This window comes from Kitasatospora sp. NPDC034023 (assembly GCF_055575795.1).
Genome location: NZ_JBVIRY010000005.1, coordinates 184559 through 206912, shown reverse-complemented (window position 1 = coordinate 206912; position 22354 = coordinate 184559). Strand labels below are relative to the sequence as shown.

29 protein-coding genes are annotated in these 22354 nt (G+C 72.8%); 11 read left to right on the top strand and 18 right to left on the bottom strand.

Annotated features, from left to right (window positions below):
• Window positions 1–69: 69 nt before the first annotated feature.
• The 3 genes from fusA to ACZ52R_RS10020 all read right to left on the bottom strand — a co-directional run bounded on the left by fusA (window position 70) and on the right by ACZ52R_RS10020 (window position 4067).
• A complete protein-coding gene (gene fusA, locus ACZ52R_RS10030) occupies window positions 70–2127 on the bottom strand; it encodes an elongation factor G (protein ID WP_465753287.1) in 2058 nt (685 codons plus the stop codon).
• Between the two features lie 405 nt (window positions 2128–2532).
• Window positions 2533–3057: a hemerythrin domain-containing protein gene (locus ACZ52R_RS10025; protein ID WP_465753286.1), complete on the bottom strand. Its 525-nt coding sequence runs from the start codon at window positions 3055–3057 to the stop codon at window positions 2533–2535.
• 77 nt (window positions 3058–3134) lie between these two features.
• Window positions 3135–4067, bottom strand: a complete 933-nt coding sequence (locus ACZ52R_RS10020) for a DMT family transporter (RefSeq protein WP_465753285.1) — start codon at window positions 4065–4067, stop codon at window positions 3135–3137.
• Between the two features lie 49 nt (window positions 4068–4116).
• On the opposite strand from ACZ52R_RS10020, the gene ACZ52R_RS10015 reads away from it, so the two are divergent.
• The 3 genes from ACZ52R_RS10015 (at window position 4117) to ACZ52R_RS10005 (ending at window position 6134) form a co-directional block, all read left to right on the top strand.
• Complete coding sequence (locus ACZ52R_RS10015; protein ID WP_465753284.1) at window positions 4117–4659, top strand: MarR family winged helix-turn-helix transcriptional regulator; 543 nt, start codon at window positions 4117–4119, stop codon at window positions 4657–4659.
• A gap of 99 nt (window positions 4660–4758) precedes the next feature.
• Window positions 4759–5280: a DUF6328 family protein gene (locus tag ACZ52R_RS10010; protein WP_465615005.1), complete on the top strand. Its 522-nt coding sequence runs from the start codon at window positions 4759–4761 to the stop codon at window positions 5278–5280.
• A gap of 242 nt (window positions 5281–5522) precedes the next feature.
• Window positions 5523–6134 (top strand): AAA family ATPase, encoded by a 612-nt coding sequence (locus ACZ52R_RS10005; RefSeq protein WP_465753283.1) that lies wholly within the window; start codon window positions 5523–5525, stop codon window positions 6132–6134.
• Window positions 6135–6249: 115 nt separating this feature from the next.
• Here ACZ52R_RS10005 and ACZ52R_RS10000 read toward each other — a convergent pair whose 3' ends face one another.
• The 3 genes from ACZ52R_RS10000 to ACZ52R_RS09990 all read right to left on the bottom strand — a co-directional run bounded on the left by ACZ52R_RS10000 (window position 6250) and on the right by ACZ52R_RS09990 (window position 7654).
• Complete coding sequence (locus ACZ52R_RS10000; protein WP_465615003.1) at window positions 6250–6489, bottom strand: hypothetical protein; 240 nt, start codon at window positions 6487–6489, stop codon at window positions 6250–6252.
• Window positions 6490–6634: 145 nt separating this feature from the next.
• On the bottom strand, window positions 6635–7129 hold the full coding sequence (locus ACZ52R_RS09995) for an EF-hand domain-containing protein (RefSeq protein ID WP_465753282.1): 495 nt from the start codon (window positions 7127–7129) through the stop codon (window positions 6635–6637).
• A 123-nt stretch (window positions 7130–7252) separates the two neighbouring features.
• Complete coding sequence (locus ACZ52R_RS09990) at window positions 7253–7654, bottom strand: winged helix-turn-helix transcriptional regulator (protein ID WP_465753349.1); 402 nt, start codon at window positions 7652–7654, stop codon at window positions 7253–7255.
• 143 nt (window positions 7655–7797) lie between these two features.
• Here ACZ52R_RS09990 and ACZ52R_RS09985 point away from each other — a divergent pair, with 143 nt between their 5' ends.
• Window positions 7798–8736: an NADP-dependent oxidoreductase gene (locus ACZ52R_RS09985; RefSeq protein ID WP_465615286.1), complete on the top strand. Its 939-nt coding sequence runs from the start codon at window positions 7798–7800 to the stop codon at window positions 8734–8736.
• 2 nt (window positions 8737–8738) lie between these two features.
• On the opposite strand, the gene ACZ52R_RS09980 is transcribed toward ACZ52R_RS09985, so the two are convergent.
• From ACZ52R_RS09980 to ACZ52R_RS09970, 3 genes are all read right to left on the bottom strand, one after another.
• A complete protein-coding gene (locus ACZ52R_RS09980) occupies window positions 8739–9206 on the bottom strand; it encodes an NUDIX domain-containing protein (RefSeq protein WP_465753281.1) in 468 nt (155 codons plus the stop codon).
• 75 nt (window positions 9207–9281) lie between these two features.
• Window positions 9282–9530, bottom strand: coding sequence for a hypothetical protein (locus ACZ52R_RS09975; protein ID WP_465753280.1), 249 nt, complete (start codon window positions 9528–9530; stop codon window positions 9282–9284).
• Complete coding sequence (locus tag ACZ52R_RS09970; protein WP_360510137.1) at window positions 9530–9730, bottom strand: hypothetical protein; 201 nt, start codon at window positions 9728–9730, stop codon at window positions 9530–9532. The genes ACZ52R_RS09975 and ACZ52R_RS09970 overlap by 1 nt, the downstream gene beginning before the upstream one ends.
• 115 nt (window positions 9731–9845) lie before the next feature.
• On the opposite strand from ACZ52R_RS09970, the gene ACZ52R_RS09965 reads away from it, so the two are divergent.
• From ACZ52R_RS09965 to ACZ52R_RS09955, 3 genes are all read left to right on the top strand, one after another.
• Window positions 9846–10685 (top strand): helix-turn-helix domain-containing protein, encoded by an 840-nt coding sequence (locus ACZ52R_RS09965; RefSeq protein ID WP_465614998.1) that lies wholly within the window; start codon window positions 9846–9848, stop codon window positions 10683–10685.
• On the top strand, window positions 10669–10878 hold the full coding sequence (locus ACZ52R_RS09960) for a DUF397 domain-containing protein (protein ID WP_465614997.1): 210 nt from the start codon (window positions 10669–10671) through the stop codon (window positions 10876–10878). Before ACZ52R_RS09965 ends, ACZ52R_RS09960 begins: the two co-directional genes overlap by 17 nt.
• Before the next feature lie 81 nt (window positions 10879–10959).
• Complete coding sequence (locus tag ACZ52R_RS09955; RefSeq protein ID WP_465753279.1) at window positions 10960–11163, top strand: DUF397 domain-containing protein; 204 nt, start codon at window positions 10960–10962, stop codon at window positions 11161–11163.
• A 343-nt stretch (window positions 11164–11506) separates the two neighbouring features.
• On the opposite strand, the gene ACZ52R_RS09950 is transcribed toward ACZ52R_RS09955, so the two are convergent.
• Both ACZ52R_RS09950 and ACZ52R_RS09945 read right to left on the bottom strand, forming a co-directional pair.
• The gene (locus ACZ52R_RS09950) at window positions 11507–11911 is read right to left on the bottom strand and encodes a MarR family winged helix-turn-helix transcriptional regulator (protein WP_465614994.1); all 405 of its coding nucleotides are present in this window, start codon (window positions 11909–11911) and stop codon (window positions 11507–11509) included.
• Between the two features lie 74 nt (window positions 11912–11985).
• Window positions 11986–12828, bottom strand: coding sequence for an SDR family oxidoreductase (locus ACZ52R_RS09945; RefSeq protein WP_465614993.1), 843 nt, complete (start codon window positions 12826–12828; stop codon window positions 11986–11988).
• A gap of 111 nt (window positions 12829–12939) precedes the next feature.
• Between ACZ52R_RS09945 and ACZ52R_RS09940 the strand changes: the two genes are divergently transcribed.
• A complete protein-coding gene (locus tag ACZ52R_RS09940; RefSeq protein WP_465614992.1) occupies window positions 12940–13437 on the top strand; it encodes a MarR family winged helix-turn-helix transcriptional regulator in 498 nt (165 codons plus the stop codon).
• A gap of 195 nt (window positions 13438–13632) precedes the next feature.
• Here the strand turns inward: ACZ52R_RS09940 and ACZ52R_RS09935 are convergent, their stop codons facing one another.
• Window positions 13633–14067: a VOC family protein gene (locus tag ACZ52R_RS09935; protein WP_465614991.1), complete on the bottom strand. Its 435-nt coding sequence runs from the start codon at window positions 14065–14067 to the stop codon at window positions 13633–13635.
• Window positions 14068–14410: 343 nt separating this feature from the next.
• Window positions 14411–15655 (bottom strand): RNA-guided endonuclease InsQ/TnpB family protein, encoded by a 1245-nt coding sequence (locus ACZ52R_RS09930; protein ID WP_465753278.1) that lies wholly within the window; start codon window positions 15653–15655, stop codon window positions 14411–14413.
• A 152-nt stretch (window positions 15656–15807) separates the two neighbouring features.
• On the opposite strand from ACZ52R_RS09930, the gene ACZ52R_RS09925 reads away from it, so the two are divergent.
• The gene (locus ACZ52R_RS09925; RefSeq protein ID WP_465753277.1) at window positions 15808–16245 is read left to right on the top strand and encodes a glutaredoxin domain-containing protein; all 438 of its coding nucleotides are present in this window, start codon (window positions 15808–15810) and stop codon (window positions 16243–16245) included.
• Between the two features lie 36 nt (window positions 16246–16281).
• Here the strand turns inward: ACZ52R_RS09925 and ACZ52R_RS09920 are convergent, their stop codons facing one another.
• Together ACZ52R_RS09920 and ACZ52R_RS09915 are read right to left on the bottom strand one after the other, a co-directional pair.
• Window positions 16282–16830: a cysteine hydrolase family protein gene (locus ACZ52R_RS09920; protein ID WP_465614988.1), complete on the bottom strand. Its 549-nt coding sequence runs from the start codon at window positions 16828–16830 to the stop codon at window positions 16282–16284.
• Window positions 16827–17369, bottom strand: coding sequence for a MarR family winged helix-turn-helix transcriptional regulator (locus tag ACZ52R_RS09915; RefSeq protein ID WP_465753276.1), 543 nt, complete (start codon window positions 17367–17369; stop codon window positions 16827–16829). The genes ACZ52R_RS09920 and ACZ52R_RS09915 overlap by 4 nt, the downstream gene beginning before the upstream one ends.
• A 161-nt stretch (window positions 17370–17530) precedes the next feature.
• Between ACZ52R_RS09915 and ACZ52R_RS09910 the strand changes: the two genes are divergently transcribed.
• Entirely contained in the window at window positions 17531–18322 is a 792-nt protein-coding gene (locus tag ACZ52R_RS09910) for a hypothetical protein (protein ID WP_465753275.1), read from the top strand.
• Between the two features lie 82 nt (window positions 18323–18404).
• On the opposite strand, the gene ACZ52R_RS09905 is transcribed toward ACZ52R_RS09910, so the two are convergent.
• A complete protein-coding gene (locus tag ACZ52R_RS09905; RefSeq protein ID WP_396290370.1) occupies window positions 18405–19145 on the bottom strand; it encodes a helix-turn-helix domain-containing protein in 741 nt (246 codons plus the stop codon).
• Window positions 19146–19727: 582 nt separating this feature from the next.
• Between ACZ52R_RS09905 and ACZ52R_RS09900 the strand changes: the two genes are divergently transcribed.
• Window positions 19728–20957 carry a serine hydrolase domain-containing protein gene (locus tag ACZ52R_RS09900; RefSeq protein WP_465753274.1) on the top strand — a complete coding sequence of 410 codons (1230 nt, stop codon included), beginning with the start codon at window positions 19728–19730 and terminating at the stop codon, window positions 20955–20957.
• A gap of 105 nt (window positions 20958–21062) precedes the next feature.
• Here the strand turns inward: ACZ52R_RS09900 and ACZ52R_RS09895 are convergent, their stop codons facing one another.
• Together ACZ52R_RS09895 and ACZ52R_RS09890 are read right to left on the bottom strand one after the other, a co-directional pair.
• Window positions 21063–21779 (bottom strand): acyltransferase family protein, encoded by a 717-nt coding sequence (locus ACZ52R_RS09895; protein WP_465753273.1) that lies wholly within the window; start codon window positions 21777–21779, stop codon window positions 21063–21065.
• Entirely contained in the window at window positions 21776–22213 is a 438-nt protein-coding gene (locus ACZ52R_RS09890) for an acyltransferase family protein (RefSeq protein ID WP_465753272.1), read from the bottom strand. Before ACZ52R_RS09890 ends, ACZ52R_RS09895 begins: the two co-directional genes overlap by 4 nt.
• Between the last annotated feature and the right edge of the window lie 141 nt (window positions 22214–22354).

Here is a 22354-nt window from a genome sequence, read left to right as displayed (position 1 = left end):
TCCGGACCCGTCGGTCGGGTGCGGGCCGGTGCCCGGCCCTCCCGGGGAGGGGAGGGCCGGGCACCGGGCTCAGCCGGCGCTCACGGGCGAGGGCGACGGCGCGGGCGCGTAGCCGGCCGGGCGGGTGGTGAAGGTGCCGCGGCCCTGGGTGCGCCCGCGCAGGCGGCTCGCGTAGCCGAACAGTTCGGCCAGCGGCACCAGCGCGCTCACCTGCGCGGTGACGCCGCGTCCGGCCGTGGTGGCCCGGACGTGGCCGCGCCGGGCGGCGAGGTCGCCGAGGACGGTGCCCAGCGCGTCCTCGGGCACGGTGACCGTCACCTCCGCGACCGGCTCCAGCAGCCGCATCCGCGAGGCCCGCAGCGCCTCGCGCAGTCCGAGGCGGGCGGCGGTGCGGAAGGCGAGCTCGGAGGAGTCCTTGGGGTGGGTGGCCCCGTCGGTGAGGGTGACGGCGACGCCGGTGACCGGGTGGCCGCCGAGCGGGCCCTCGGCGAGGGCGTCGCGGCAGCCGGCCTCGACGGCCTGCACGTACTCGCGCGGCACGCGCCCGCCGGTGACGGTGGAGGCGAACCCGAACTCCCCCTCGCCCTCGAGCGGGTGGACGTCGAGGACGAGGTGCGCGAACTGGCCCGCGCCGCCGTCCTGCTTGGCGTGCCGGTACACGAAGCCGCGCACGCCCTCGACCAGGGCCTCGCGCAGCGCGACCGTCGGCCGTCCGGTGACCGCCTCGATGCCGCTGTCGCGCCGCACCTTCTCCACCGCCACCTCCAGGTGCAGCTCGCCCAGCCCCGACAGGGTGCGCTGCCCGGTCTCGGGGTCGGTGGCCAGGCGCAGCGAGGGGTCCTCCTCGGCCAGGCGGGCCAGGGCGGCGGCGAGTTTGTCGGTGTCGGTGGCGCGGCGGGCCTCGACGGCGACGGTGACGACCGGTTCGGCGCTCACGGGTGCCTCCAGGAGGACGGGGTGGTCGGGGTCACACAGGGTGGCGCCGACGCGGGCGGTCTTGGGGCCGATGACGGCGACGATGTCGCCGGCGCGGGCGTGGTCGGTCTCGGTGTGGCGGTCGGCCATGACGCGCAGGATGCGGGCGACGCGTTCGCGGCGTCCGGTGGCGGTGTCGAGCACGGTCGCTCCCTTGTGCAGGGTGCCGGCGTACAGGCGCAGGTAGGTGAGGCGGCCCGTGGGGGCCGCGACGACCTTGAACGCCAGGGCGGTCAGGGGCTGTTCGGGGTCGGCGGTGCGCTGCTGCGCGCCGTCGGCCGAGCGGACGGGCGGGACGTCGAGCGGGGAGGGCAGGTAGGCGACGGCGGCGTCCAGGAGGGGTTCGATGCCGCGGTTGCGGTAGGCGGAGCCGCACAGCACGACCACGGCCTCGCCGGTGCGGGTGAGTTCGCGCAGGGCGGTGGCGAGGGTGGCGGCGGTGACGGCGCCGTGGGCGCAGAACTCCTCCAGGGCTTCGGGGTTCAGTTCGGCGACGGCCTCCTCCAGGGCGCGGCGCCGTTGGGCGGCCTGGTCGGCGAGGTGGGCGGGCACCGGGCCCTCGGCGGCCGGGGTGCCGTCGTCGTGCCAGGTGTGGGCGCGCAGGTGCAGCAGGTCGACGACACCGGTGAACGACTCCTCGGTGCCGATGGGCAGTTGGACGGCGAGCGGGCGCGGGTGCAGGCGTTCGCGGATGGAGGCGACGGCGGTGTCCAGGTCGGCGCCGGCGCGGTCGAGTTTGTTGACGAAGGCGATGCGGGGCACGCCGTGGCGTTCGGCCTGGCGCCAGACGGACTCGCTCTGCGGCTCGACGCCGGCGACCGCGTCGAACACCGCCACCGCGCCGTCCAGGACGCGCAGCGAGCGTTCGACCTCGTCGGCGAAGTCGACGTGGCCGGGGGTGTCGATGAGGTTGATCCGGTGTCCGGCCCAGGCGCAGCTGACGGCGGCGGCGAAGATGGTGATGCCGCGGTCGCGTTCCTGGGGGTCGAAGTCGGTGACGGTGGTGCCGTCGTGGACTTCGCCGCGCTTGTGGGTGGTGCCGGTGAGGTAGAGGATCCGCTCGGTGACGGTGGTCTTGCCGGCGTCGACGTGGGCGAGGATGCCGAGGTTGCGGACGGCGGCAATGGCGGAGGCGGTGGTGTCGGTGCGCATGGCCCGGGTGCCTTTCGAGGCGTTTTCCTGCGGGTGGGCGCGCGATTCGGCAGTGCTGACGACACGTCAGGTGCGTTTTCCTGGCCGGCCCGTGCGGGCCGTGGATGCCGGGGCTCAGACGGTGGCGGCACTGCTCCGGTGCCGGCCGCGCAGCGGGCACCGGGAGGACGGGGACACCAGGATCACCTCGTACCGCGACGCGGGAGAGGGGGCGGCGGCGCTCTGCTTCGGCACGGCCGCTCGCCCCCTCTCTCGTCTCGTCCGTCGGCACGGTCGGCCGCACGGCGTGGCGCGGCGCGGCTGCGTGGCGAGTGTAGGGAAGGCGGGCCGGGTGGGGCGACGGGTTTTACGACGGCGGTTTACCGGCAACGGTTTTCCCGGCAGCGGTTTTCCGGCAGCGGGGATTTACGACGGCGGGTTCTGCGGCGGCGGGTTCTGCGGGGCCGCGAAGCGCAGCACCGGCTCGGACCAGCCGTCGTCGGGCACCCCGGCGTCGAGGGCGGCACCGATGGCGCGTTCCTCGTAGCCGAAGTGGGAGTCCATGATGGCGGCCAGGCCGTCGAGTTCGCGTCCGATCGCTTCCAGGTGGGCCGGGTCGGCATCGGACAGGTGGGCGGCCTGTTCGGCGAGGTCGCGGACGCGGGCGAGGATGGCGGAGATGAACCCGTGGTCCTCGACGAGTTTGGCGACGGTCGGCGCCAAGTCTGGGCGTTCGTGCAGGAGTTGGGTGAAGAGGCCGCTGTCCTCGCCCTGGTGGTGGTTGGTCAGGGCGGTACAGAAGGCCAGGCAGTGGGTGAGGAGCGTGTCGCCGTCCGGGCGGGGCCGGCCGAGGTTCGAGCGGACGTCGGCGAGGCGGCGGCGCAAGTCCTGGTGCGCGCGGGAGAGTTGAAGACTGAGGGCGGCCGTACGGCCGCCGGCGGGGGAGGCCACGGGTGGCGGTCCCTTCGGTTCCGCACCTCCATGCCTGACGCAGTCCGTCACCGGCACGCGATGCTGGCGCCAGCAGATCACGCGACCCGATCATCGGGCAAGCGCGCGCCGGCGGAAGGCTCGGCGGCGGCCTCGGCCGGCGAGGGCTGCGCCGACCGCCCGCGCGGCCGTCCGAGGAGGATCCCGGCCGCCACCAGCGCCAGCCCCGCCCCCTGCCGCACCCCGAACGGGTCCCCGTCCAGCGCGGTGCCCAGCAGCACCCCGGCCAGCGGGTTGAGCAGCCCGAGCAGCCCCACCGTCCCGGCCGGCAGGTGGCGCAGTCCGGCGAACCAGCAGGTGAAGGCGAGGGCGGTGGCGATCAGGGTGGTGTAGGCGAAGGCGAGCAGGGTGGGGGTGTCCATCGCCGGGGGCGCGCCCTCGGTGGCGGCGGCCAGCGGCAGCAGCATCAGGCCGCCGGCGGTCAGCTGCCAGGAGGTGGCGGCCAGCGGGTCGGCGCCCTCGCGCCAGCGGGCGGCGAGCACGTAGCCGACGGAGGAGACGAGCATGGCCGCCGCCGAGGCGGCCAGCCCGGTCCAGCCGATGGCGCCGCCGGTGCCGAGTCCCCCGAACAGGGCCAGCGCGACTCCGGCCAGGCCCACCACGGCGCCCGCCAGGTGGGCGCGGCGCGGGCGCTGGCCGGCCAGCGCCCAGGCGGTGAGCAGCATCGCCAACGGGGAGGCGGCCATGACGGTGGCGGCGGCGCTGGTGGGCAGCAGTTGGGAGGCGAGGTAGAGCAGGACGAAGAAGACGGCGGTGTTGAGCAGTCCGAGCAGGGCGCTGCGCCACCACCACGGGCCGTGCGGGCGGCGGCGGGCGAGGGCGAGCAGGAGCAGGCCGGCGGGCAGGGCGCGCAGGACGGCGCCCCACAGTGGGCGGTCGGCGGGCAGGTAGGCGTGGGTGACGTAGTAGTTGGCGCCCCAGGTGAGGGGGGCGAGGGCGGTCGGCAGCACCCACCGCACATTGGCTTCCATGGAAGACAATATAGCTTCCCGGGAAGCTATCCGCGCTACACTGGCTGCCATGGAGACCGACCACGCCGCCCCCCGCGACCCCGGCGACCACGTCGCGCAGATCCAGGCCGAGTGGCGGCGCGAACGCCCCGACCTCGACGTCTCCCCGCAGGCCGTCATCGGCCGCCTGCACCGCCTCGCCGCCCGCCTGACCGCCGAGCTCGCCCTCGTCTACCAGCGCTACGGCCTCGGCGAGGGCGAGTTCGACGTGCTCGCCGCACTGCGCCGCGTCGGCGCCCCGTACGAACGGGCCCCCGGCGAACTCGCCGCCCACACGATGGTGACCACCGGCGCGATGACCAAGCGCATCGACCGCCTGGAACGCGCCGGACTGGTCACCCGCCGCCCCGCCGAGGACGACCGGCGCGGACGCGTCGTCGCCCTCACCGACGCCGGCCGGCGCCTGATCGACGAGGCGTTCACCGCCCACATGCGCAACGAGCACCGCCTGCTCGCCCACCTGGACCCCGAGGAGGCCGCCGCCCTGCAGACCCTGCTCACCGCCTGGCAGGCCCGCCTGGACGGCACCGGGCAGGCGGCCCACGACCGGTGACCGCGCCGGGCCCGCGCGCCCGCCACCGCCACCGCCACCGCCACCGGCCACCCCCCGGCCTCCCGCGACCGGCCGCTACCTCCGTCGACAATGTGGTCCATGACCAGCACGCCGCCCCCGCCGGACTCCCCTTCGCCCTCCGCCCCTCCCCCGCCCGGCTGGGAGAACCCCGCCGTCCGGGCCGACCGGCGCCTGGTGGAACTGCTGCAGGAACTGCGGGTGCTGCAGACCGGCGTGCAGATCGTCTTCGCCTTCCTCCTCGGCGTCGCCTTCACCCCGCGCTTCGCCGAACTCACCGACGCCCAGCAGGACATCTACGTCGCCACCCTGCTGCTGGCCGTCGTCGCCGCGGCCGTCCTCGCCACCCCCGTCGCCCTGCACCGCGGCCTGTACCGCCACCCCGGCAAGGAACGGATCGTCACCGTCTCCGCCCGCATCGCCCAGGCCGGCCTGCTGCTGCTCGCCTGCGCACTGACCGGCGCCGTCCTGCTCGTCCTCGACGTCATCCTCGGCGCGGCGGTGGCCGTGCCGATCACCTGCGTCATCGCGCTGATCTTCGCCACCCTGTGGTTCGTCCTGCCCTGGGCCGTACGCCGCGCCACCACCCACGACCGCGCCTGACCGCGCCTGACCGCGCCGGCCGCCGCCTCCGCTGCCCGCTTCCGGCGTCCGCTCGCCACCCGCTTCCGCCGCCCGTTTCCGCCGCCGCTTCCGCCGCCCGCACGACGGGGTGCGGGCGGCGGACCACGGACCGGGCCATGGGCCGGCTGTCGGGCGCCGGGGGCCGGGCCGGGAAGGCGCGCCCCGGCCGCCTCCCCCACCCCACCGAGCCCACCCCACCCCGAACCGCTTACCGTGCCCGTATGCACACCGACGAAAGCCCGTGGGACGTCCTGCTGATCGGCGGCGCATCCGGGATCGGCAAGAGCCGCGCCGCCGCCCGACTCGCCGCCCGGCACGGGGCGTTCACGGTGGAGTTCGACGACATCGTCGCCGCCCTGCAGGCCGCCACCACCCCGGCCACCCACCCCGGCCTGCACCACTTCTCCGCCCCCGACTTCTCGACCCCCGACGAGGCCAGGAGCGCCGAGCGCGTCCTCCAGTTGCAGATCGCCACCGCCCACGCCCTGGACGACGCCCTGCTCGGCGTCGTGCGCAACCGGCTCACCGTCGACGTGCCCGCCATCGTCGAGGGCGACTACCTCACCCCGGACGCCGCCGCCCGCGCCGCCGCCGAGGCCGCCGGGCAGGGACGGCGGGTACGGGCGGTCTTCCTCCACGAGGGCGACCCGCAGCGCATCGCCGCCAACTACGCCGAGCGCGAGCCCGGTTGCGGCCCGCAACGCGAGCGCGCCGCCGTCAGCGCCCGCTACTCCGCCTGGCTCGCCGACCGGGCCGCCGCCCACGCCCTGCCCGTGGTCGACTGCCGCCCGTACGCCACCCTGCCCGAACGCCTGGCCGCCGCCCTGACCTGACCGGCCCGCCCGGGCCTGCAGCACCTGCGGCAGGGCCAAGTCGGAGCGCCCGCCCCGCACGTGCGTTGGCCCGCCGGCACAGGAAGCCGGCGGGCCAACGGGAACAACGTGCGGACTAGACCAGGAACTTGGCGATCGTCTCCGCCTTGCGCTGCAGCTTCTCGGGGCTCACCGAGGCCAGTTCGGCGGTGATCTTGTCGGCGTGCATCTTCAGCTGCTTCACCACCGTGGTGTCGGTGTCGCCGCCACCCGCCGTGCCCACCTCGGCGAGGCGGGCAGCCTGGATACAGGTCTGCGTCTGCGGCTCCAGGATGGTCAGCAGGGCGTAGAACTTGGCAAGTTCCTCAGTGGTCATGATGGGCTCCCAAGCCTCGAGGTGCACGAATCACCACCCACCGTATCCATGCGAACCCTCTCCGTCACGGAGGCGCGGCCGCGAGCAGACCAGGGCAGCTGACGCGCCGTCCCGCAGGGCGGCCCGGGTGTCCTACGGGGCTGCCCTACGGGGCGGTGTAGGACTCCTTGACGTGCTGGGCGCACTCATCGCGGGTGAGGAAACCGTCGCCGTCGGCGTCGATCTGCTGGAACTCCTGGAGGGCTTCGACCTGGGAGAGGCCCTTGTCGCCCTGCCAGGACAGCCACTCCGCCAGCGAGATCCTGCCGTCGCCGTCGGCATCGGCCGCCTCCAGGACGGCGAGCTCGAACGGGATGGCGACCTGGTCGAGGAACTCCGGACGGCGGTAGGCGGCGACGAACTCGCGGGCGGTGACCCTCCCGTCCCCGTCCGCGTCGGCACCGCTTCGCAGCGTCTGCCACATCCTGTTGCTCAAGCCGGTCACCCGACGCCAGGTCGCGGACCCCGGGACGGCGCCGGCCCGCGCCAGCACGCCCTGGGTCAACTGGTCGATGTCGACCTGCTCGATCACACCGTCACCGTCGACGTCGACCTTCCTGAACATCGCCTGGAAGCGGTCGCGCTCCGTCCGAGTCACCACGAGCCCACCTGTGCCTTTCCTCATGTGCGGGAGTACCGTTCGCCAACGTGCCACACACCTCCGTCCACAGGCGGGCATCGCGCCCGTCGATCACCCGAAAGAAGCCGTCACGGGCACCGCGGCTCACACCGGCGTGCCGCGCCCGTCGTCGTACGCGGCGCGGGCCTGCAGCACCTGCGGCATGTGGGACTCCGCCCACGTCTTGATCGACTGCATCAGCGGAAGCAAGTCCCGGCCGAGCGAGGTGAGTTCGTAGTCGACGCGGGCCGGGACGCCGCCGGCGACGGTGCGGGTGAGCAGGCCGTCGCGTTCCAGCGCGCGCAGGGTCTGGGTGAGCATCTTCTCGCTCACCCCGGCCAGGCGCCGGCGCAGGTCGCTGTAGCGCTGCGGGCCGCCGGCGAGGGCGTTGACGGCCAGGCTGGTCCACTTGTCCCCGATCCGGTCGAGGAGTTGGCGGGCCGGGCACTGGGCGAGGTAGGCGTCGAAGCCGGCCGCTGCGGCGGCGCGGCGCTGGGCGGCGGTCATGGTGGGCGACACGGGCTCTCTCCTTGCCGTGCGGTACGCACCTCGGGGTGCGTGCTTCCCCGTGGAGAGTAGCTCTCCTTAGGTTGGGCGGTGTTGGACGGCATGGGGCGGTGTTCCCCCCTGATCTCGAGGAGTGTGGTGTGGTGCGTGCCGTGGTGGTACGGGAGTTCGGCGGCCCCGGGGCGCTGGAGCTGGTCGAGGTGGCGCTGCCGCAGCCGGGGCGCGGGCAGGTGCGGGTGCGGGTCGCGGCGGCCGGGGTCAACCCGGTGGACGCGGTCACCCGCGCCGGCGTCCTCGCCGAGGCCGGGCTGATGGCGCCCCGCGCGGTGACGGGCATCGGCTGGGACCTGGCGGGGACGGTCGACGCGGTCGGGCCGGACGTCGCCGGCTTCGCGCCCGGGCAGCGGGTGGCGGGGCTGCGCGACCGCCTGGACGTGGACCTCGGCGCCTACGCCGACCACGCCGTCCTGGACGCCGACGCCCTCGCCGCCATCCCGGCGAACGTCACGTTCGAGCAGGCGGCGACACTGCCGCTCAACGGCCTCACCGCGCTGCAGGCCCTCGACCTGCTGGACCTGCCCGCCGGGTCGACGCTGCTGGTCACGGGCGCGGCGGGCGCCGTCGGCGGCTTCGCCGTCGAACTGGCCGCGCTGCGGGGCCTGCGGGTGGTGGCGCAGGCCGGGGCGGGGGACGAATCACTGGTACGCGGACTGGGCGCGCAGTGGTTCGTGCCGCGCACGGCAGGCGATGTGGCGGCGGCCGTACGGGAGTTGGTTCCCGGCGGGGTCGACGGCGCGATCGACGCGGCACTGCTGGGCGTACGGGCGCTGGGCGCGGTACGCGGACGCGGCGCGTTCGTCGCGGTCGCGGGCGCCAGCGCACCGGTGGGGCTACGCGGGATCCGGGTCGCGAACGTGTGGATCACCGCCGACGGGCCCGCCCTGGGCCGGCTCGCCGCGCTCGCGGGCGAGGGCCGCCTGACCCTGCGAGTGGCGGACACGCTGCCGCTGGAGCGGGCCGGGCAGGCGCACGAGCGCCTGGCGGCGGGCGGGCTGCGGGGGCGGCTGGTGCTGGCGCCCTGACCTCAGGCGGCGCGTTGGCCGTGGAGGAGGACGGGCAGCGTGCGGTTGGCCAACGCCTCCATGACACGGGCGCATTGCGAGGGCGCCATGCGGCTGGGCAGCTCCCGGACGGGGACGAAGCGGGCGCCGAGCAGGCCGCTGCGATGTTGCGGCGGGACGGTCAGGCGGGTGTCGTCGCGGACCGTGCCGCCGTCGAACACCAGGTTGAGGCGCTCCAGGTGGCGGTCGGCCGGGGTGAAGTCGACAGCGACGAGGTCGCTCAGGCGCAGGTGCAGACCGGTCTCGGCATGCAGGTGCCGGGCGGCCGCCACGTTCGGCGGCTCGTTCGGCTTCGCGGAGCCACCGGGCAGGATCATGCCGTCCAGGTAGTCCGGGTCGACGAGCAGGACCTCGCCGCGCCGGTTACGGACGAGAACGAGGCAGCCGAGCCGGCACACCGGCGGCTTGGCGAGGAGGCGGGGGTCACGCATGGGACAGTTCACTTTCTGACGGCGGCGAAGAGGACGAGAGAGAAGCCCGCACACCACAGCAGACGGGCCAGGAGTTCAGTCGTCATACGTGAGGCGCTCGTAGCGCAGCCCCTTGCGCAGCAGGTCGAGGATGCGCAGGAGTTCCAGCGGACGGGCCGAACCGAGCCGGACGAGGTAGTTGCCCGTCCTGCGCCCGTACTCCCAGTCCACGGCGATGGACGGCAACTTCACCCCGCCCAGGGCAAGCACGGACACGAGGTCTTCGACGACGGACGCGACCTGCCGCCGCTGCTCGGCGGTCACACGGGCGAGCGGGGAAGGCATCACCTCTCCCCCGGCCGCTTGTGCACCTCGAAGACCTGCCAGGCACTGTAGGCGTCACCGAAGAAGGTGAAGGACGCCAACTCACCGGAGTCCTGGCGCAGCCACTCCCCCGTGATCTCGTTACGGACCCGGTAGCGCTGCACCTCGGGGTCAAAGCGCACCCCGTACCCGTGGGTGCGGGGAACCTGATCTTGAGCCATGGAAGAACCCTCCGCGATCGGCGTTTCACGTTCTGTGCACATGGTGGCCCGGCGTCACCTAGCATCGGAAGCGGCAAACGACTTGACCTCGTGGGCGCGTTGTTTTGGAGCAGCCATGGTGAACATCAAGGAAATCGACCCGGCGTCCGGCCCCTGGGCCCCTTTCGCGGTCCAACTCCGCAACTCACGCAGGGCGAAGGGCCTCAAGCAGTTCCAGCTCGCCCGCAAGTGCGGAGTCAGCGCCTCGTACGTCTCGTTCGTTGAACTTGCACGTCGACCCCCGAGTGAAAAGTTTGCTACCAAGGCCGATGAAGTCCTGGAAACGGGCGGGACTTTGATGCTGATGTGGTGGCAGCACAAGCACACAGCCTTGGTGCCAGGCTTCCCCGAGTACGCCAACTACGAGAACCGGGCCGCAGAGGTGCGACTGTTCTCAATCGACATCGTGTCCGGACTACTGCAAACCCAGGCCTACGCCGGCGCCTGGGAAGCCGCCAACGTCAGGCGCGGAACCGCAACCTCCGAACAGGCGGAGGAGCGGGTCAACTTCCTCATGACTCGCCAGCAGCTTATGGCCCGCACACCGGCGCCGCTGCTTCACGCAGTTCTCGACGAGAGCTGTCTACGTAGGCCCGTTGGCGGGACCGAGGTCATGATCGAGCAGCTGCTGCACCTTGAGCAGTTCGCCATGTCTCCGAACGTCCTTCTCCAGGTAGCCCCGTTCTCCCTGGGCGAGGACCGCCCGTTCACCCTTCCCGTGATTCTCCTGACCATGCCCGACCGCAAAGTACTCGGATACACAGAAACCGAGCTGCGCGGGTACCTCGACCGCGATATCAACACTGTCCTTCCGCTTGCCAGGGGCTACGATCGGCTGCAGATCGAGGCACTGAACCAGGCCGCATCGATGGAGATGATCCGAGCGGTACGGAAGGACTATGAGGATGCACGTTGACCTGACCAACGCTGGCTGGCGAAAGAGCACTTACAGCGGCGGGTCGAACGGCTGTGTAGAGGTCGCTGACGGCTTCCCTGGCGCCATGCCCGTGCGCGACTCCAAGGACCCCAACGGCCCGGCCCTGCTCTTCTCCGCCACCGCCTGGCAGTCCTTCGTCACCGCTGTCCGCGCTGGCGAATTCGGCGCCTGACAGGCCTACTTCACTCCGGAGTGGGAAGTCGTCCCCATCGACTTCCCACTCCGTTCGCACAGCCTGACCAGGAGGCCCGCCATGGACCCCGCCCACATCACCACCTGGCGCAAGAGCACCCACAGCGGCAGCGGCGGCCAGTGTGTGGAGGTGGCAGACGGCTTCACCGGCATCGTCCCGGTCCGTGACTCCAAGGACCCGGGCGGCCCGGCCCTCGTCTTCCCCTCCCCCGCCTGGCACTCCTTCGTCACCGCCATCCGCACCGGCGAATTCGGTACCGGCTGACGGTGCTCGCACGCCGCCGCCCCAGCCGGTGCGCACGGTGTCCACGGGTGGCCACGTCTGCGCGGCTGTCCGGGTGTTGGAGCGCCCCCGGGGGCCGGCGGCACGATGGTTGCTCGCTGCCGGGTCTGATGCGGGGTCCTGTGGCCGGAGGCCGTCTTCGTCCGCTGGTTGGCGCTCGGCGGCGGTCAGCTTGACGGGCACGGCGGAGGCGAGGGGCACGGGAGGAAAGCGGCCGCCCCTTCGGGGGCAGCGGGGGTGCGGGCCGGCACCAGGGCGCACCCGTCCCCCCGGTTTTGGTGGCGGTTCCGCACGCTGGCCGTTGACGCCCGGTCGACGATCGTGATCAGCGGGTTTCGAGGTTGTGCGTCATGCGTTCGAGGACGCTGACGGCGGTGTGGTACTCCTGCGCGGTGATGCCGGTCATGGACAGTTCGCGGAAGGCGCTGATCCGGTCCTCGACGGCGGCGAGGCGCCGGCGGCCGTTCTCGGTGAGCACCAGCCGGCCGGGTGCGGGGCGGGTGGCCCAGTCGTCGGTGAGAGCGGTGTCGATGGCGGCGGTCAGGGTGGGGAGGTCGGCGTTGGGTGCGAGGGCCGTGTGGACGTCGGTGTCGGCGGCGTCGGGCGTGTCGCGGATGACGTTGAGGACCTGCCAGGCGGTCCGGGTGAGGCCGAACTCGTCGAGCATGCCGTTCATGGAGCGGGTGAGGGCCTTGTCGGTGCGATTGAGCCAGTAGCCGATGGGCTTCACGGTGATGGTCCTTCAGTGAGGTCGGGATCGCGCGGGGCGGGCCGGGGCGGGGCGGGGCGCGGGAGCGGCGGCGGTCAGCGCGTGGTGAACGCGGCGGCGTTGTCGGTCGCCCATTGCCGGAAGGTGCGCGCGGGCGTGCCGAGCAGGGTTCGGGTGGTGTCGGCGATGGGGGCGGGGCCTGCGGACGCGGCAGCCCACAGGGCGAGCAGGGAGGAGACCATCGGGGCCGGCATGAAGCGGCTCATCTGCTGCTCGGCCTGCTCGTGGGTGATCGTGTCGACGCGGATGTCGCGGCCGAGGACCTCGGCCAGGACGGCGATCTGCTCGCGGAAGGTGAGGGATTCGCCGCCGGTGAGGGTGAGCGCGCGCCCGCGGCGGGCGGTGTCGGTCAGGGCTGCGACGGCGATGTCGGCGATGTCCTCGGGGTGGATGGGCGCGATGTGCGCCTCGGGGTAGGCGAGCTGGATCGGCAGGCCGTGCCCGATGAAGTGGGACCAGCCGAGGGCGTTGCTGGCGAAGGCGTCCGGGCGCAGGAAGGTGCACGGCAGGCCGCTGGCGGTCAGGGCGCGCTCGACGAGGAGGCTGTGCGAGGCCAGCGGGTCGGTCTCGGCGTCGGGGGCCAGAACCGAGGAGGAGGACAGCAGTACGACGTGCTCGACGCCGGCGGCCCGTGCGGTCTCGGCGAAGGCGTCGATGCCCTCGGGCTGGGGGTAGAGGAAGACCTGGCGCACGCCGTCGAGCGCGGCCGGGAAGGTCTCGGGCCGGCTGAGGTCGACTTCGGCGACCTCGACGCCGGTCGGGACGGCCAGCTCGGCGGGCTTGGCGCTGGCGGCGCGGACAGGAAGGCCGGCGGTGTGCAGGCGGTTGATGACGGCCTGGCCGACCTTGCCACGGGCGCCGGTGATGAGGATGGTCATGAAAACTCCCGGAGGCTCACGAAGCTTGCTCGAAGACATATGCATGATTGCATGCACGTAATTTCACGTCAACACATGCCTTCCAAAGCTCACGGACATTACGATGGGTGCATGACGACGAACGAGCCGCAGACGGCCGAGGAACTGCTGAACGCCGTGGGCCCCGCGTTCTCCAAACTGCGCCGCACCTCGCTGCTGGAGGTCGAGAACCCCGTCTCGGCCAAGGACCTGAGCCGCACCCTGGTCCTGAACATCGTCCTGGAGCACACCCGGGACTCCGACAAGGAGATCACCGTCGGAGCGGTGGCCGAACTCCTCGGCGTCGACCCCTCGGTCGCCAGCCGGATGGTCACCGACAACATCAAGGCCGGCTACCTGACCCGTGCCGCCTCCCAGCAGGACGGCCGCCGCACCGTCCTCCTGCTCAGCCCCGAAGGCGCCGACCTCATGGCGCGCTTCCGGCGCCACCAGCGTGCGGCGTTCGAGTACATCACCGCCGACTGGGCCGAGCACGACCGCCTGGAGTTCGCCCGCCTGATGCTCAAGTACGTCGGCTCCCTCGCCCAGTTGAACGATCGCCGCCCGGCCGAGGACGCCAAGGGATCCTGACGATCGCAGGCCCGGCCCTCGTCTCCCCCTCCCCCGCCCGGCACTCCTTCGTCACCGCCGTCCGCACCGGGGAGTTCGACACCCGGGAGTTCGGCACCGGGGAATCGGCACCGGGAAGCTGAGGGTGCTCGCACGCCGCCACCCCCGACCGGGGCGGCGGTGTGGCGGCGTGGCGGCTGCGGCAGGGAAGGCGGCTCAGTCGAGGCAGAACTCGTTGCCCTCGACGTCCTGCATCACCAGGCACGACTCGTTCTCGTCATCGGCGGTCAGCAGTTGCACGCGTACCGCGCCGAGTGCGACCAGTCGGGCGCATTCGGCCTCGAGTACGGCCACGCGCTCCTCGCCCACGAGTCCGGTGCCGACCCGTACGTCGAGGTGCACCCGGTTCTTGACGACCTTGCCTTCGGGAACGCGCTGGAAGTACATGCGCGGGCCCACCCCCGTGGGGTCACTGCACGCGAACCACGCACCCCGCTTCTCCGGCGGCAGTGAGAGGTTGAAATCGTCCCAGGTGGCAAACCCGTCCGGCGGCGTCGGTGCTACGTAGCCCAACACCTCGCACCAGAAACGGGCGACGCGTTCGGGGTCCGCGCAGTCGAAGGTGACCTGGAGTTGCTTGACCGATGACATCGGGTCACCCTAACAGGGGGGTTCGGGGGCTCTTCCGCTCAATTTCCGGTGGGGTTCCCCGGGTTGGCGGGCGAGCCGCGCCCCGGGCCCCACCAGCTCCCTTCACTGTCGCGTGACGGTCACCCACACGGCGTCCTGCCCGGTCACGACACCCCGCCGGACGGCGACGGGGGCGGCGGCGGTGCGCGCGGTGACGCTAGTGGTCGGCTTCCTGCAGCGCGGATTCCCCCTGATGGCCGGTCAGCGCAGGCGAGGGCCCGGTGCGGGGCCGGCGCCGCACGGCCACGTCCAGTAGCCTGCGCACTCTTGACTTCCTCCCCCTCGTGAACGAGGGGGATTCCCCTCAGCCTCGCGGCTGAGCCGCTGCGAGTGTGCGCTGCGGTGGGACGACTTCCTGCTTCACCGACGACCGCCCGCCCGGAGTGCTCCGTTGAGGTCTTACAGCGTCTCCACAGGCGGCAACCGCCAGCCCGGCGGCCAGGATGTTCTTCGCCGCGTTCACGTCCCGGTCGTGGGTCGTCCCGCAGTCACACGTCCACTCACGGACGTTGAGCGGCATCCTGCCTCGCAAGATACCGCAGGCACTGCACAGCTTGGAGGAGGGAAACCAGCGGTCGATCACCACGAGCTCCCGCCCGTACCAGACCGCTTTGTACTCCAGCATGCTCCGCAGTTCCGACCACGACGCATCGGCGATCGCGCGAGCCAGAGTACGGTTCCTCAGCATGTTCCGCACGGTCAGGTCCTCGATCACGAGCGTTTGGTTCTCACGCACGAGAGCGGTGGTGACCGTGTGTAGGAAGTCCCTGCGACGGTCGGCGATCCGGACATGCGCCCGGCCGACCTTCAACCGGGCCTTGTCCCGGTTCTTCGATCCCTTGGCCTTGCGCGCAAGATCCCGCTGAGCCTTCGCGAGGCGCTGCCGGTCATTCCGCTCATGCCTCGGGTTGCGGATCTTCCCGCGCCCGTCCGTCAGACCTTCGATCGGTCTGGACAGGACGAGCAGCGACGCTATGCCCGCATCGATACCGACAGCGGCGTTCGTCACCGGCATCGGCGCCGGGCGGTCGTCGCACAGCACCGACACGAACCAGCGTCCGGCCGAGTCCTGCGACACGGTGACCATGGTCGGTGTACTGCCCTCGGGCAGAGGCCGGGACCACACGATGCGCAGAGGCTCGGCCATCTTCGCCAGCGTCAGCCGACCGTCCCGCCACCGAAACGCGGAGGACGTGTACTCGGCGGACTTGCAGGACTTCTTCCGGGACTTGAAACGCGGGTACTTCCCCCGTTTCCCCCAGAAGTTGACGAACGCACCCTGCAAGTGCCGCAGCGCCTGCTGCAATGGAACGGAGGAAACCTCGCAGAGGTAGGCCAGTTCCTCGGTCTTCTTCCATGCCGTCAGCATCGCACTGGTGGCGTTGTAGTTGACGCGCTCCTGCCGCTGCTGCCACGCGTCCGTACGCGCCTGCAGCGCCAGGTTGTAGACCTTCCGCACGCACCCGAACGTGCGCGACAGCTCAGCCGCCTGCGCATCGGTCGGATAGAAACGGAACTTGAACGCCCGCTTCACGGAAGCGGTCCGCACGAATCACACGATACATCATCAGATTGTGACCATTTGCTGGCGGTTGGTAACCGGCGGTCCGTCTCTACGACGACCCGCCGTCCCCTGCCCCGCTACGCGGGCGGTCCGTTTCCTCCCCCGGCTGAAGCCGGGGGTATCCCCGGAGACATCCGATGACGCGCCCTTGGATCATGCCGGTACTGCTCCTGCTGTGCGGCTCGGTCGTCGCGGCCGGGCTGGCCTCCCGGGGCAGCCTCGGGCCGGCGGCGGCCTTCCTGCTGGTGTTCGTGCTGTGCGCGCTCGTGAACTCGCCGCTGGTCTTCCCGCGTTCGGTGAGCGTGGCGCAGGCGCAGCGGCGCAGCGCGGCCGACGGGCGGCCGGTGGTCCTGTGGCGGCCGGGCTGCAGGTACTGCCTGCGGTTGCGGTTGCGGCTGGGCCGCGATGCGCGCCGGGTGCACTGGGTGGACATCTGGCGCGATCCCGAGGGGGCGGCGGCCGCGCGGGCGGTGAACGAGGGCAACGAGACGGTGCCGACGGTCTTCGTGGCGGGGCGGGCGCACACCAATCCCCCGGTGGAGTGGGTGCGCGCGCAGCTGTCCGTGCGCGGGTGAGCGGAGCCGGCGGGGGTCCGCGCCCTCGGTGTCTCGTCAGGCCTGCGTGGCGAGGAGGGTGTCGGTGGCGGTGACGGTGGCGCCCAGGTCGCGGAAGGTGTGGAGGGCGGCGGTGTGGGCGGGGGCGGACAGGGCGGTGACGGCGTCCTCGGCGACGGTGGTGGGGTAGCCGAGGGTGACGGCGGTGCGGACGGTCTCGCCGACGCCGTACTCGGTGGTGATGCCCGCGACGACGAGGGCGGTGGCGCCGAGGCGGCGCAGGCGGTCGGCGAGGTCGGTGCCCTCGAAGGCGTCGATGCCGTACTTGGTGACGACCTCGTTGCCGGGGCGGGCGTCCACCTCGGGCGCGAAGCGGTTGGCGTGGGAGTCGGGGCCGCCGTCGCTGCCGTCGATGCGGGCGTAGCGGACCAGGACGACGGGCAGGCCGGCCGTTTCGAAGGCGGTTTTCAGGCGGGCGGCGGAGCGGACCACGGCGGTGCCGGTCAGTGGGGCGGATGGGCGGTTGACGATCCAGTGCTGGAGGTCGACCAGGACCAGGACGGTGCCGGGGGCGAGGGCGGCGGGGCTGTCGGGGGTGTCGGTCATCGGGGTTCCTCGGGGTGGCGGGCGGCGCGGGCCGGGGTTGGGTCGGTGTCGCGCAGGGCGGCGGTGGAGCGTTCCAGGAGGTCGCGCAGCTGGGCCTGTTCGGTGGTGTCGAGGGCGTCGGCGAGGCGCTGTTCGACGGCGCGGGCCAGGGTGTCGGCCTTCCTGGTCAGGGTGCGGCCGGAGCGGGTGAGCGTGGCCACGAGGACCTTCCGGTGGACGCTGGAGGTCTCGCGGGTGATGAGGCCCTTGTGTTCCAGGTTGGCGAGGACCGTCGTCATGGTCTGCGGCGTGACCATGCACGCGCGGGCGAGCTGGGCGCCGGACAGGCCGGTGGTGGACTGCTGCAGGACGAGCAGGGCGACGTACTGGGGGACCGTCAGGTCGACGGTGCGCAGCACGCGGGTCTTCTCGCCGATGAGTGCCTGTTCGGCCCGTTTGATGGCGTGGCCCAGGCGGTCGTGGAGGTCGGGCGGGGCCTGGGCCGGGCCGTCGGTGCCGCTGCTGGTGCCGGTGTCGGTGTCGGTGTCGGTGTCGGTCATGGTGATCGCATCCCTGGCCGCTCCCCGGTCCTAGGCTGTTCGGGCTTTACGTTATATCAGTGGCCTGACACTGTGCCAGGTGGGGAGTCGGCGGGTACGTCCCGTGGGCCGGGGTGCGAATCCGGTGGCATCGGCGGCTCGTGGGCGGGGAGACTGCGGGGATGGAGACTCCTGTTCCGGACCTGCGCGTGCGCAGCGTCGTGCCCGACTACGCGGGCATGCATCCCCTGGTCGCCGAGCTGGTGCTGCCCGAGGGCGCGTCGATGTCCGTCATGAGCGCGCTGGAGACCTCCCGCGAGCTGATCCGGCATTCCTTCTACCGGTACGAGTTCGCCACCGTGGCCGTCACCCACTCCCTGTCGGCCCTGGAGCAGGTCCTGGCGGGGCGGCTGGCCGACGAGGACGCCCCGTTGCGGGAGCTGGTCCGGCGGGCCGGCGACGCGGGGCTCGTCCCGGCGTACCTGGCCGGGGAGTTGGAGCGCGCGGTGCGGCTGCGTGAGCGGATCGCGCAGGGTGCCGTGAGCAGCGGCGTCGTGAACCCGCTCAGGGCCGTCGACCTGCTGCGCGCCGTGTTCGACACGGTCGCCCTGCTGCTGGGCCCGCCGTCGCAGGCGGGGCCGGCTGCTGGGGAGCCCGGTCCGGGCGAGCCGCAGGAGCGCCTGGCCCGTCTGTGGGAGGAGCACCGGCAGGCCCCGTTCCCGGAGAGCTTTCGCGGCGTGGACATCGACGGCGCGGACCTGATCCAACTGGACGCCGACGTGGCCGGCCTCGTCCGGCGGGAGCTGGGCGGCGGACTCGACGCCGACGGCGTCGCCGTCCTGTGGGCGTGCATCGCCGGCCTCGGCAGGGCCGTGCCCGTGCTCGACGAGGAGTACTGCGCCGCCTACTTCACCCGGCTGCACACCATGGCCGATCTCGTGGCGGCCCGCCACCTGCCCCCGGCGGCCGCCTGACGCCCGGCACCCGGCACCCGACGCCTGACGCCTGACGCCTGACGCCTGACGCCTGAGTGGGCGTACACGCCCGGACGGGGTCTCAGGACGGCGAGGACGTGCCGCCGGGCGCGGCGGGCTTGGTGTGCAGGACCTCGCGGGCCTGTTCGGCGGCGCGCAGGATGCTCTCGCTGATGAAGTCGAGGAAGCGGGCGACGTTCTCCAGGCGGTGGGCGGCGGGGGTGCCGGCGCCGAGGACGGCGACGCCTTCGCGGGCGGTGGCGACGAGTTGGTCGTTGGCGCGGGCGCTGGCGATGGTCGCCTGGTAGAAGAGTTCGTCGTCGACGATGTAGCGGTCGCGGCGGCGTTCGTCGCGTTCGCGGCGCACCAGGCTCTGGCTCTCCAGGAAGGCGATCGCCTTGGAGATGGAGGCCGGGCTGACCTGGAGGCGGTGGGCGAGGTCGGAGGCGGTGAGGCTGCCCGCGTCGGTGACGAACAGGCAGGTCAGCACCCGGGCCGTCATCTTGGACAGGCCCGTGCCCATCATGACGGTGGTGAGCGTCTCCTCGTAGTCGGCCACGGCCTCGGCGTCGCGGCCGTGGGCGTGGGGGGCCGGCTGCGGCCCGCGGGCGGCGGCGGGTCCGCGCCGGTGGGCGCGGCGTTCGGTGGCACGGTGGGCCAGGTCGGCGCGGTAGGCGGTGGGGCCTCCGTTGCGCATCACCTCGCGGGTGACGGTGGAGGTGGGGCGTTCCAGGCGCCGGGCGATCTCGGCGTAGGGGAGGCTGTCGGCCAGTCCCAGCGCGATCTGCTGGCGTTCCTGCTGGGTGAGTCGGCCTCCCGGCATCGCGGTCTCCTCGGTGGTGCCTCGTGGTGGTCCTTGATCCCCACGATAGCGTTCACCTCTCATCCATTGCAATGAACAAGTCTCATGCCGTTGCGCTACTGACAGAACCGTTGCAACACTTTCCCGCATCCCACCTGCAGATATGGCCGTCTGACGCAACGAACATGTTGTCGCTACCTGGAAAGCAACGTAGCGTTTCCGGTGTCAGAAAGATCGCCCGACCGGCCGGCCGAAGCACCGGCCGGCCGAGACACCGCCGGCCGAGACACCGGAGAACACCGTGCAGAAGTTCGACACCCCCGCCGCGATCACTGCCGTCCTGGACATCCGCGCCACCACCCCGCACGGCGACATCACCGCCCGCAGCCTCTGAGCCCCCGAACCCGACCGCCGCCCGCCCGGGGAACCGACGGCACGCCCGCACCGGGACCGACCGCGTGGCGGCACGGGGCCGCATGGGCCAGGCGCGGGCTCCGTACGGGTGGATTCGCCAGGACGCGTCCCGCGCGGGGGCGTACCCGGCCGGTCGGGCTGGTGATGCTGGCGTGGGTCCGCTCCCCCGACCCGAAAAGGCGCCCCGACGTGCGACGCACCCACCACCGCAGACTGTTCGCCGCCGCCCTGGTCGTGGCATCCGTGCTGGCCCCGATCACGGCGGCCCCCGCCACCGCGACCGCCCGCCCCGCGGGAGTCCACCCCACGGGCAACCACCGGTACGACACCCGCCACGGCGGGGACGACTGCCCGCCCGACGGGCTCGACCCCGACCTGACCGCCCGCCTGGACACCGCCATCGAGTCCGTGCGCCGCCAGGCCGCCATCCCCGGCGTCGTCGTCGGCCTGTGGATGCCCGGCCGGGGGTGCTACGTGCGCGCCACCGGCGTCGCCGACACCGCCACCGGCGCGCCGATGCGCACCGACTCCTACGTCCGCATCGGCAGCGAGACCAAGACCTTCACCGTCACCGCGCTGCTCGAACTCGTCGACGAACACCGCGTCGGCCTGGACGACCCGATCTCCGCCTACGTCGACGGCGTGCCGAACGGCGACTGCATCACGCTGCGCCAGCTCGCCGAGATGCGCAGCGGCCTGTTCCCGTACACCTCCGACCCGGACTTCATCCACGACCTGCTGAGCGACCCGCAGCGCTCCTTCACCCCGCAGCAGGCGCTCGCCTACGGCTTCAGGCACGACAACACCTTCGACCCGGGCCAGGAGTTCCAGTACTCCAACACCAACCTCGTCCTGCTCGGCCTGGTGGTCGAGAAGGCCGGCGGGCGCCCGCTCGCCGAGTTCCTGCGCGAGCGGGTGCTGCGCCCCTCCCGGCTGCACCGCACCCTGCTGCCGCAGGGCCCCGAGTTCCCGCAGCCGCACCCGCGCGGCTACACCGACCAGACGCTCAGCGGCGCCACCGCCGACGCCACCGACTGGAACCCCAGCTGGGCCTGGGCGGCCGGGGCGATGATCTCCGACCTGCACGACCTGCGGCACTGGGCCGAGGTCCTCGCCACCGGGCGGCTGCTCAGCCCCGGGACCCAGGCGCAGCGCCTCACCACCCTGCCCACCGGCTTCCCCGGGACGAGCTACGGCCTGGGCATCTTCGACGCCAACGGGTGGATCGGGCACAACGGCTCCATCCCGGGGTACGAGACCGTCACCGTCTACCTGCCCGCGCAGCAGGCCACGCTGGTCGTCGAGATCAACACCGACTCCACGGTCCAGGGCCAGGAGCCGTCCACGCTCCTGGCCCGGGCGATCACCGGGATCGTCACGCCGGACAACGTCTACGACGGGGCGGTGGTCACGCGGTAGGCGCACCGGCCCGGCGGCCCGGCGCCGCCCCGGCCCGCACGGGCGCCGCGGCCGGGGCCCGACGTGCGCTCCGCCGGGGGGCGTCCGGGCCGGTTCGGGCGCCGCTCAGCCCGCCCATTCCCTCCCCCGCGCCGCCGTGCCCGGCCGTGCCAGGTGCCGCACCGCGGGCCGTTCCACCACCGTGTACGTCAGCGCCCCCGCCCCCAGCGTCACCGCGAACGCCGCCAGCGTGAGAGCGGCCGCGACCGGGGCGGGGTAGGTGCGCTCGCCCAGGAGCAGCGGGCGGCCGTGGAAGAGGACGACGCCCTGGCAGAGGTAGAAGCCGAAGGAGACGCCCCCGAGCCACTGCGCGAACGGGCGGGCGGGGGCGGGGTGGTGGAGGTCGCGGTGGGCGGCGGCGCAGACGAGCAGGGCCAGCGGTACCAGCATGGGCAGGGTGAAGTCGTACGGGGCGGGGACCGCGAGGGTGAGCGCGTAGGCGGGCGCGACGAGGAGGGCGGCGGGGGTGAGGCCGGGGCGTGGGGCGAGGCCGGCGGCGACGGCCCGGGCGAGGAGCATGCCGAGGACGAACTCCGGCAGGCGGGCCGGCGGGAAGAGGTAGCCGAACCACAACTGGTCGAGGGATACCGGCAGTTGGGGGATCCGGGGCCGGTCGGGCAGCAGGGCGTCGTCGGCGGCGGCCACGGCCGCGGCGGCCGTCAGGGCCAGGGCGATGGCCGGCCGCAGGCCCCGGTCGGGCAGGCGGCGCAGCGCGCGGTGCAGGAGCGGGAAGAGCAGGTAGAACAGCAGCTCGCAGCAGAGCGACCAACTGGGCATGTTCATACCCGAGTTGATGTTGGGGTCGGGTGATCGGCGTGCACGAGCAGGAGGTTGGGCAGCCAGGTGCGCACCGGTGCGGTCTGGGCGAACAGCAGGAGCGCGGCCGCCCACATCACCAGGTGGGTGGGGTAGATCCGGGCCAGGCGCCGGCGCCAGAAGGCGCCCGGCTTCTCCCCCTCCCGGGCCGACCGGGTCAGGACGAAGCCGCTGAGGACGAAGAAGAAGGACACTCCGGCGTACCCGGCCTTGGAGGTGGCGTGGGCGAGCGCGCCGGCGAGGGGCCGGTCGGCGAAGAAGGTGAGGGGTGCCTGCGGGCGCAGCGGGTCGGCGGTGAGGAAGGCGTGGAAGAGGAAGACGGCGAGGGCGGCGGCGAAGCGCAGGGCGGTGAGGGTGGGCAGATGTCCCCCGGACCTGCCGTGATCGCTGTGTGCGCGCATGATCTGACTGTAGGTCACGGACGCGTGGGGGCCTGCCCGGGGCAGCTCGCTCCCCCGGCCCCGGGGAAGCCCCGGGGCCGGGCGGGTGCGGCCCCGGCGAACGGACGCCCGGCGGACGGCGGACGGCGGACGGCGGACGGC

Bases quoted from the DNA above. Each gene is read 5' to 3' on its own strand.
- ACZ52R_RS09940 (WP_465614992.1), top strand. From the start codon at position 12,940: ATGACGACGAACGAGCCGCAGACGGCCGAGGAACTGCTGAACGCCGTG.
- ACZ52R_RS09925 (WP_465753277.1), top strand. From the start codon at position 15,808: ATGACGCGCCCTTGGATCATGCCGGTACTGCTCCTGCTGTGCGGCTCG.
- ACZ52R_RS09990 (WP_465753349.1), bottom strand. From the start codon at position 7,654: ATGACCGCCGCCCAGCGCCGCGCCGCCGCAGCGGCCGGCTTCGACGCC.
- ACZ52R_RS09960 (WP_465614997.1), top strand. From the start codon at position 10,669: ATGAGGATGCACGTTGACCTGACCAACGCTGGCTGGCGAAAGAGCACT.
- ACZ52R_RS09955 (WP_465753279.1), top strand. From the start codon at position 10,960: ATGGACCCCGCCCACATCACCACCTGGCGCAAGAGCACCCACAGCGGC.
- ACZ52R_RS09975 (WP_465753280.1), bottom strand. From the start codon at position 9,530: ATGCCTTCCCCGCTCGCCCGTGTGACCGCCGAGCAGCGGCGGCAGGTC.
- ACZ52R_RS09965 (WP_465614998.1), top strand. From the start codon at position 9,846: ATGGTGAACATCAAGGAAATCGACCCGGCGTCCGGCCCCTGGGCCCCT.
- ACZ52R_RS10000 (WP_465615003.1), bottom strand. From the start codon at position 6,489: ATGACCACTGAGGAACTTGCCAAGTTCTACGCCCTGCTGACCATCCTG.
- ACZ52R_RS09895 (WP_465753273.1), bottom strand. From the start codon at position 21,779: ATGAACATGCCCAGTTGGTCGCTCTGCTGCGAGCTGCTGTTCTACCTG.
- ACZ52R_RS10010 (WP_465615005.1), top strand. From the start codon at position 4,759: ATGACCAGCACGCCGCCCCCGCCGGACTCCCCTTCGCCCTCCGCCCCT.
- ACZ52R_RS09935 (WP_465614991.1), bottom strand. From the start codon at position 14,067: ATGTCATCGGTCAAGCAACTCCAGGTCACCTTCGACTGCGCGGACCCC.
- ACZ52R_RS09920 (WP_465614988.1), bottom strand. From the start codon at position 16,830: ATGACCGACACCCCCGACAGCCCCGCCGCCCTCGCCCCCGGCACCGTC.
- ACZ52R_RS10020 (WP_465753285.1), bottom strand. From the start codon at position 4,067: ATGGAAGCCAATGTGCGGTGGGTGCTGCCGACCGCCCTCGCCCCCCTC.
- fusA (WP_465753287.1), bottom strand. From the start codon at position 2,127: ATGCGCACCGACACCACCGCCTCCGCCATTGCCGCCGTCCGCAACCTC.
- ACZ52R_RS09945 (WP_465614993.1), bottom strand. From the start codon at position 12,828: ATGACCATCCTCATCACCGGCGCCCGTGGCAAGGTCGGCCAGGCCGTC.
- ACZ52R_RS09890 (WP_465753272.1), bottom strand. From the start codon at position 22,213: ATGCGCGCACACAGCGATCACGGCAGGTCCGGGGGACATCTGCCCACC.
- ACZ52R_RS09905 (WP_396290370.1), bottom strand. From the start codon at position 19,145: ATGCCGGGAGGCCGACTCACCCAGCAGGAACGCCAGCAGATCGCGCTG.
- ACZ52R_RS09970 (WP_360510137.1), bottom strand. From the start codon at position 9,730: ATGGCTCAAGATCAGGTTCCCCGCACCCACGGGTACGGGGTGCGCTTT.
- ACZ52R_RS10015 (WP_465753284.1), top strand. From the start codon at position 4,117: ATGGAGACCGACCACGCCGCCCCCCGCGACCCCGGCGACCACGTCGCG.
- ACZ52R_RS09910 (WP_465753275.1), top strand. From the start codon at position 17,531: ATGGAGACTCCTGTTCCGGACCTGCGCGTGCGCAGCGTCGTGCCCGAC.
- ACZ52R_RS09980 (WP_465753281.1), bottom strand. From the start codon at position 9,206: ATGCGTGACCCCCGCCTCCTCGCCAAGCCGCCGGTGTGCCGGCTCGGC.
- ACZ52R_RS09915 (WP_465753276.1), bottom strand. From the start codon at position 17,369: ATGACCGACACCGACACCGACACCGACACCGGCACCAGCAGCGGCACC.
- ACZ52R_RS10005 (WP_465753283.1), top strand. From the start codon at position 5,523: ATGCACACCGACGAAAGCCCGTGGGACGTCCTGCTGATCGGCGGCGCA.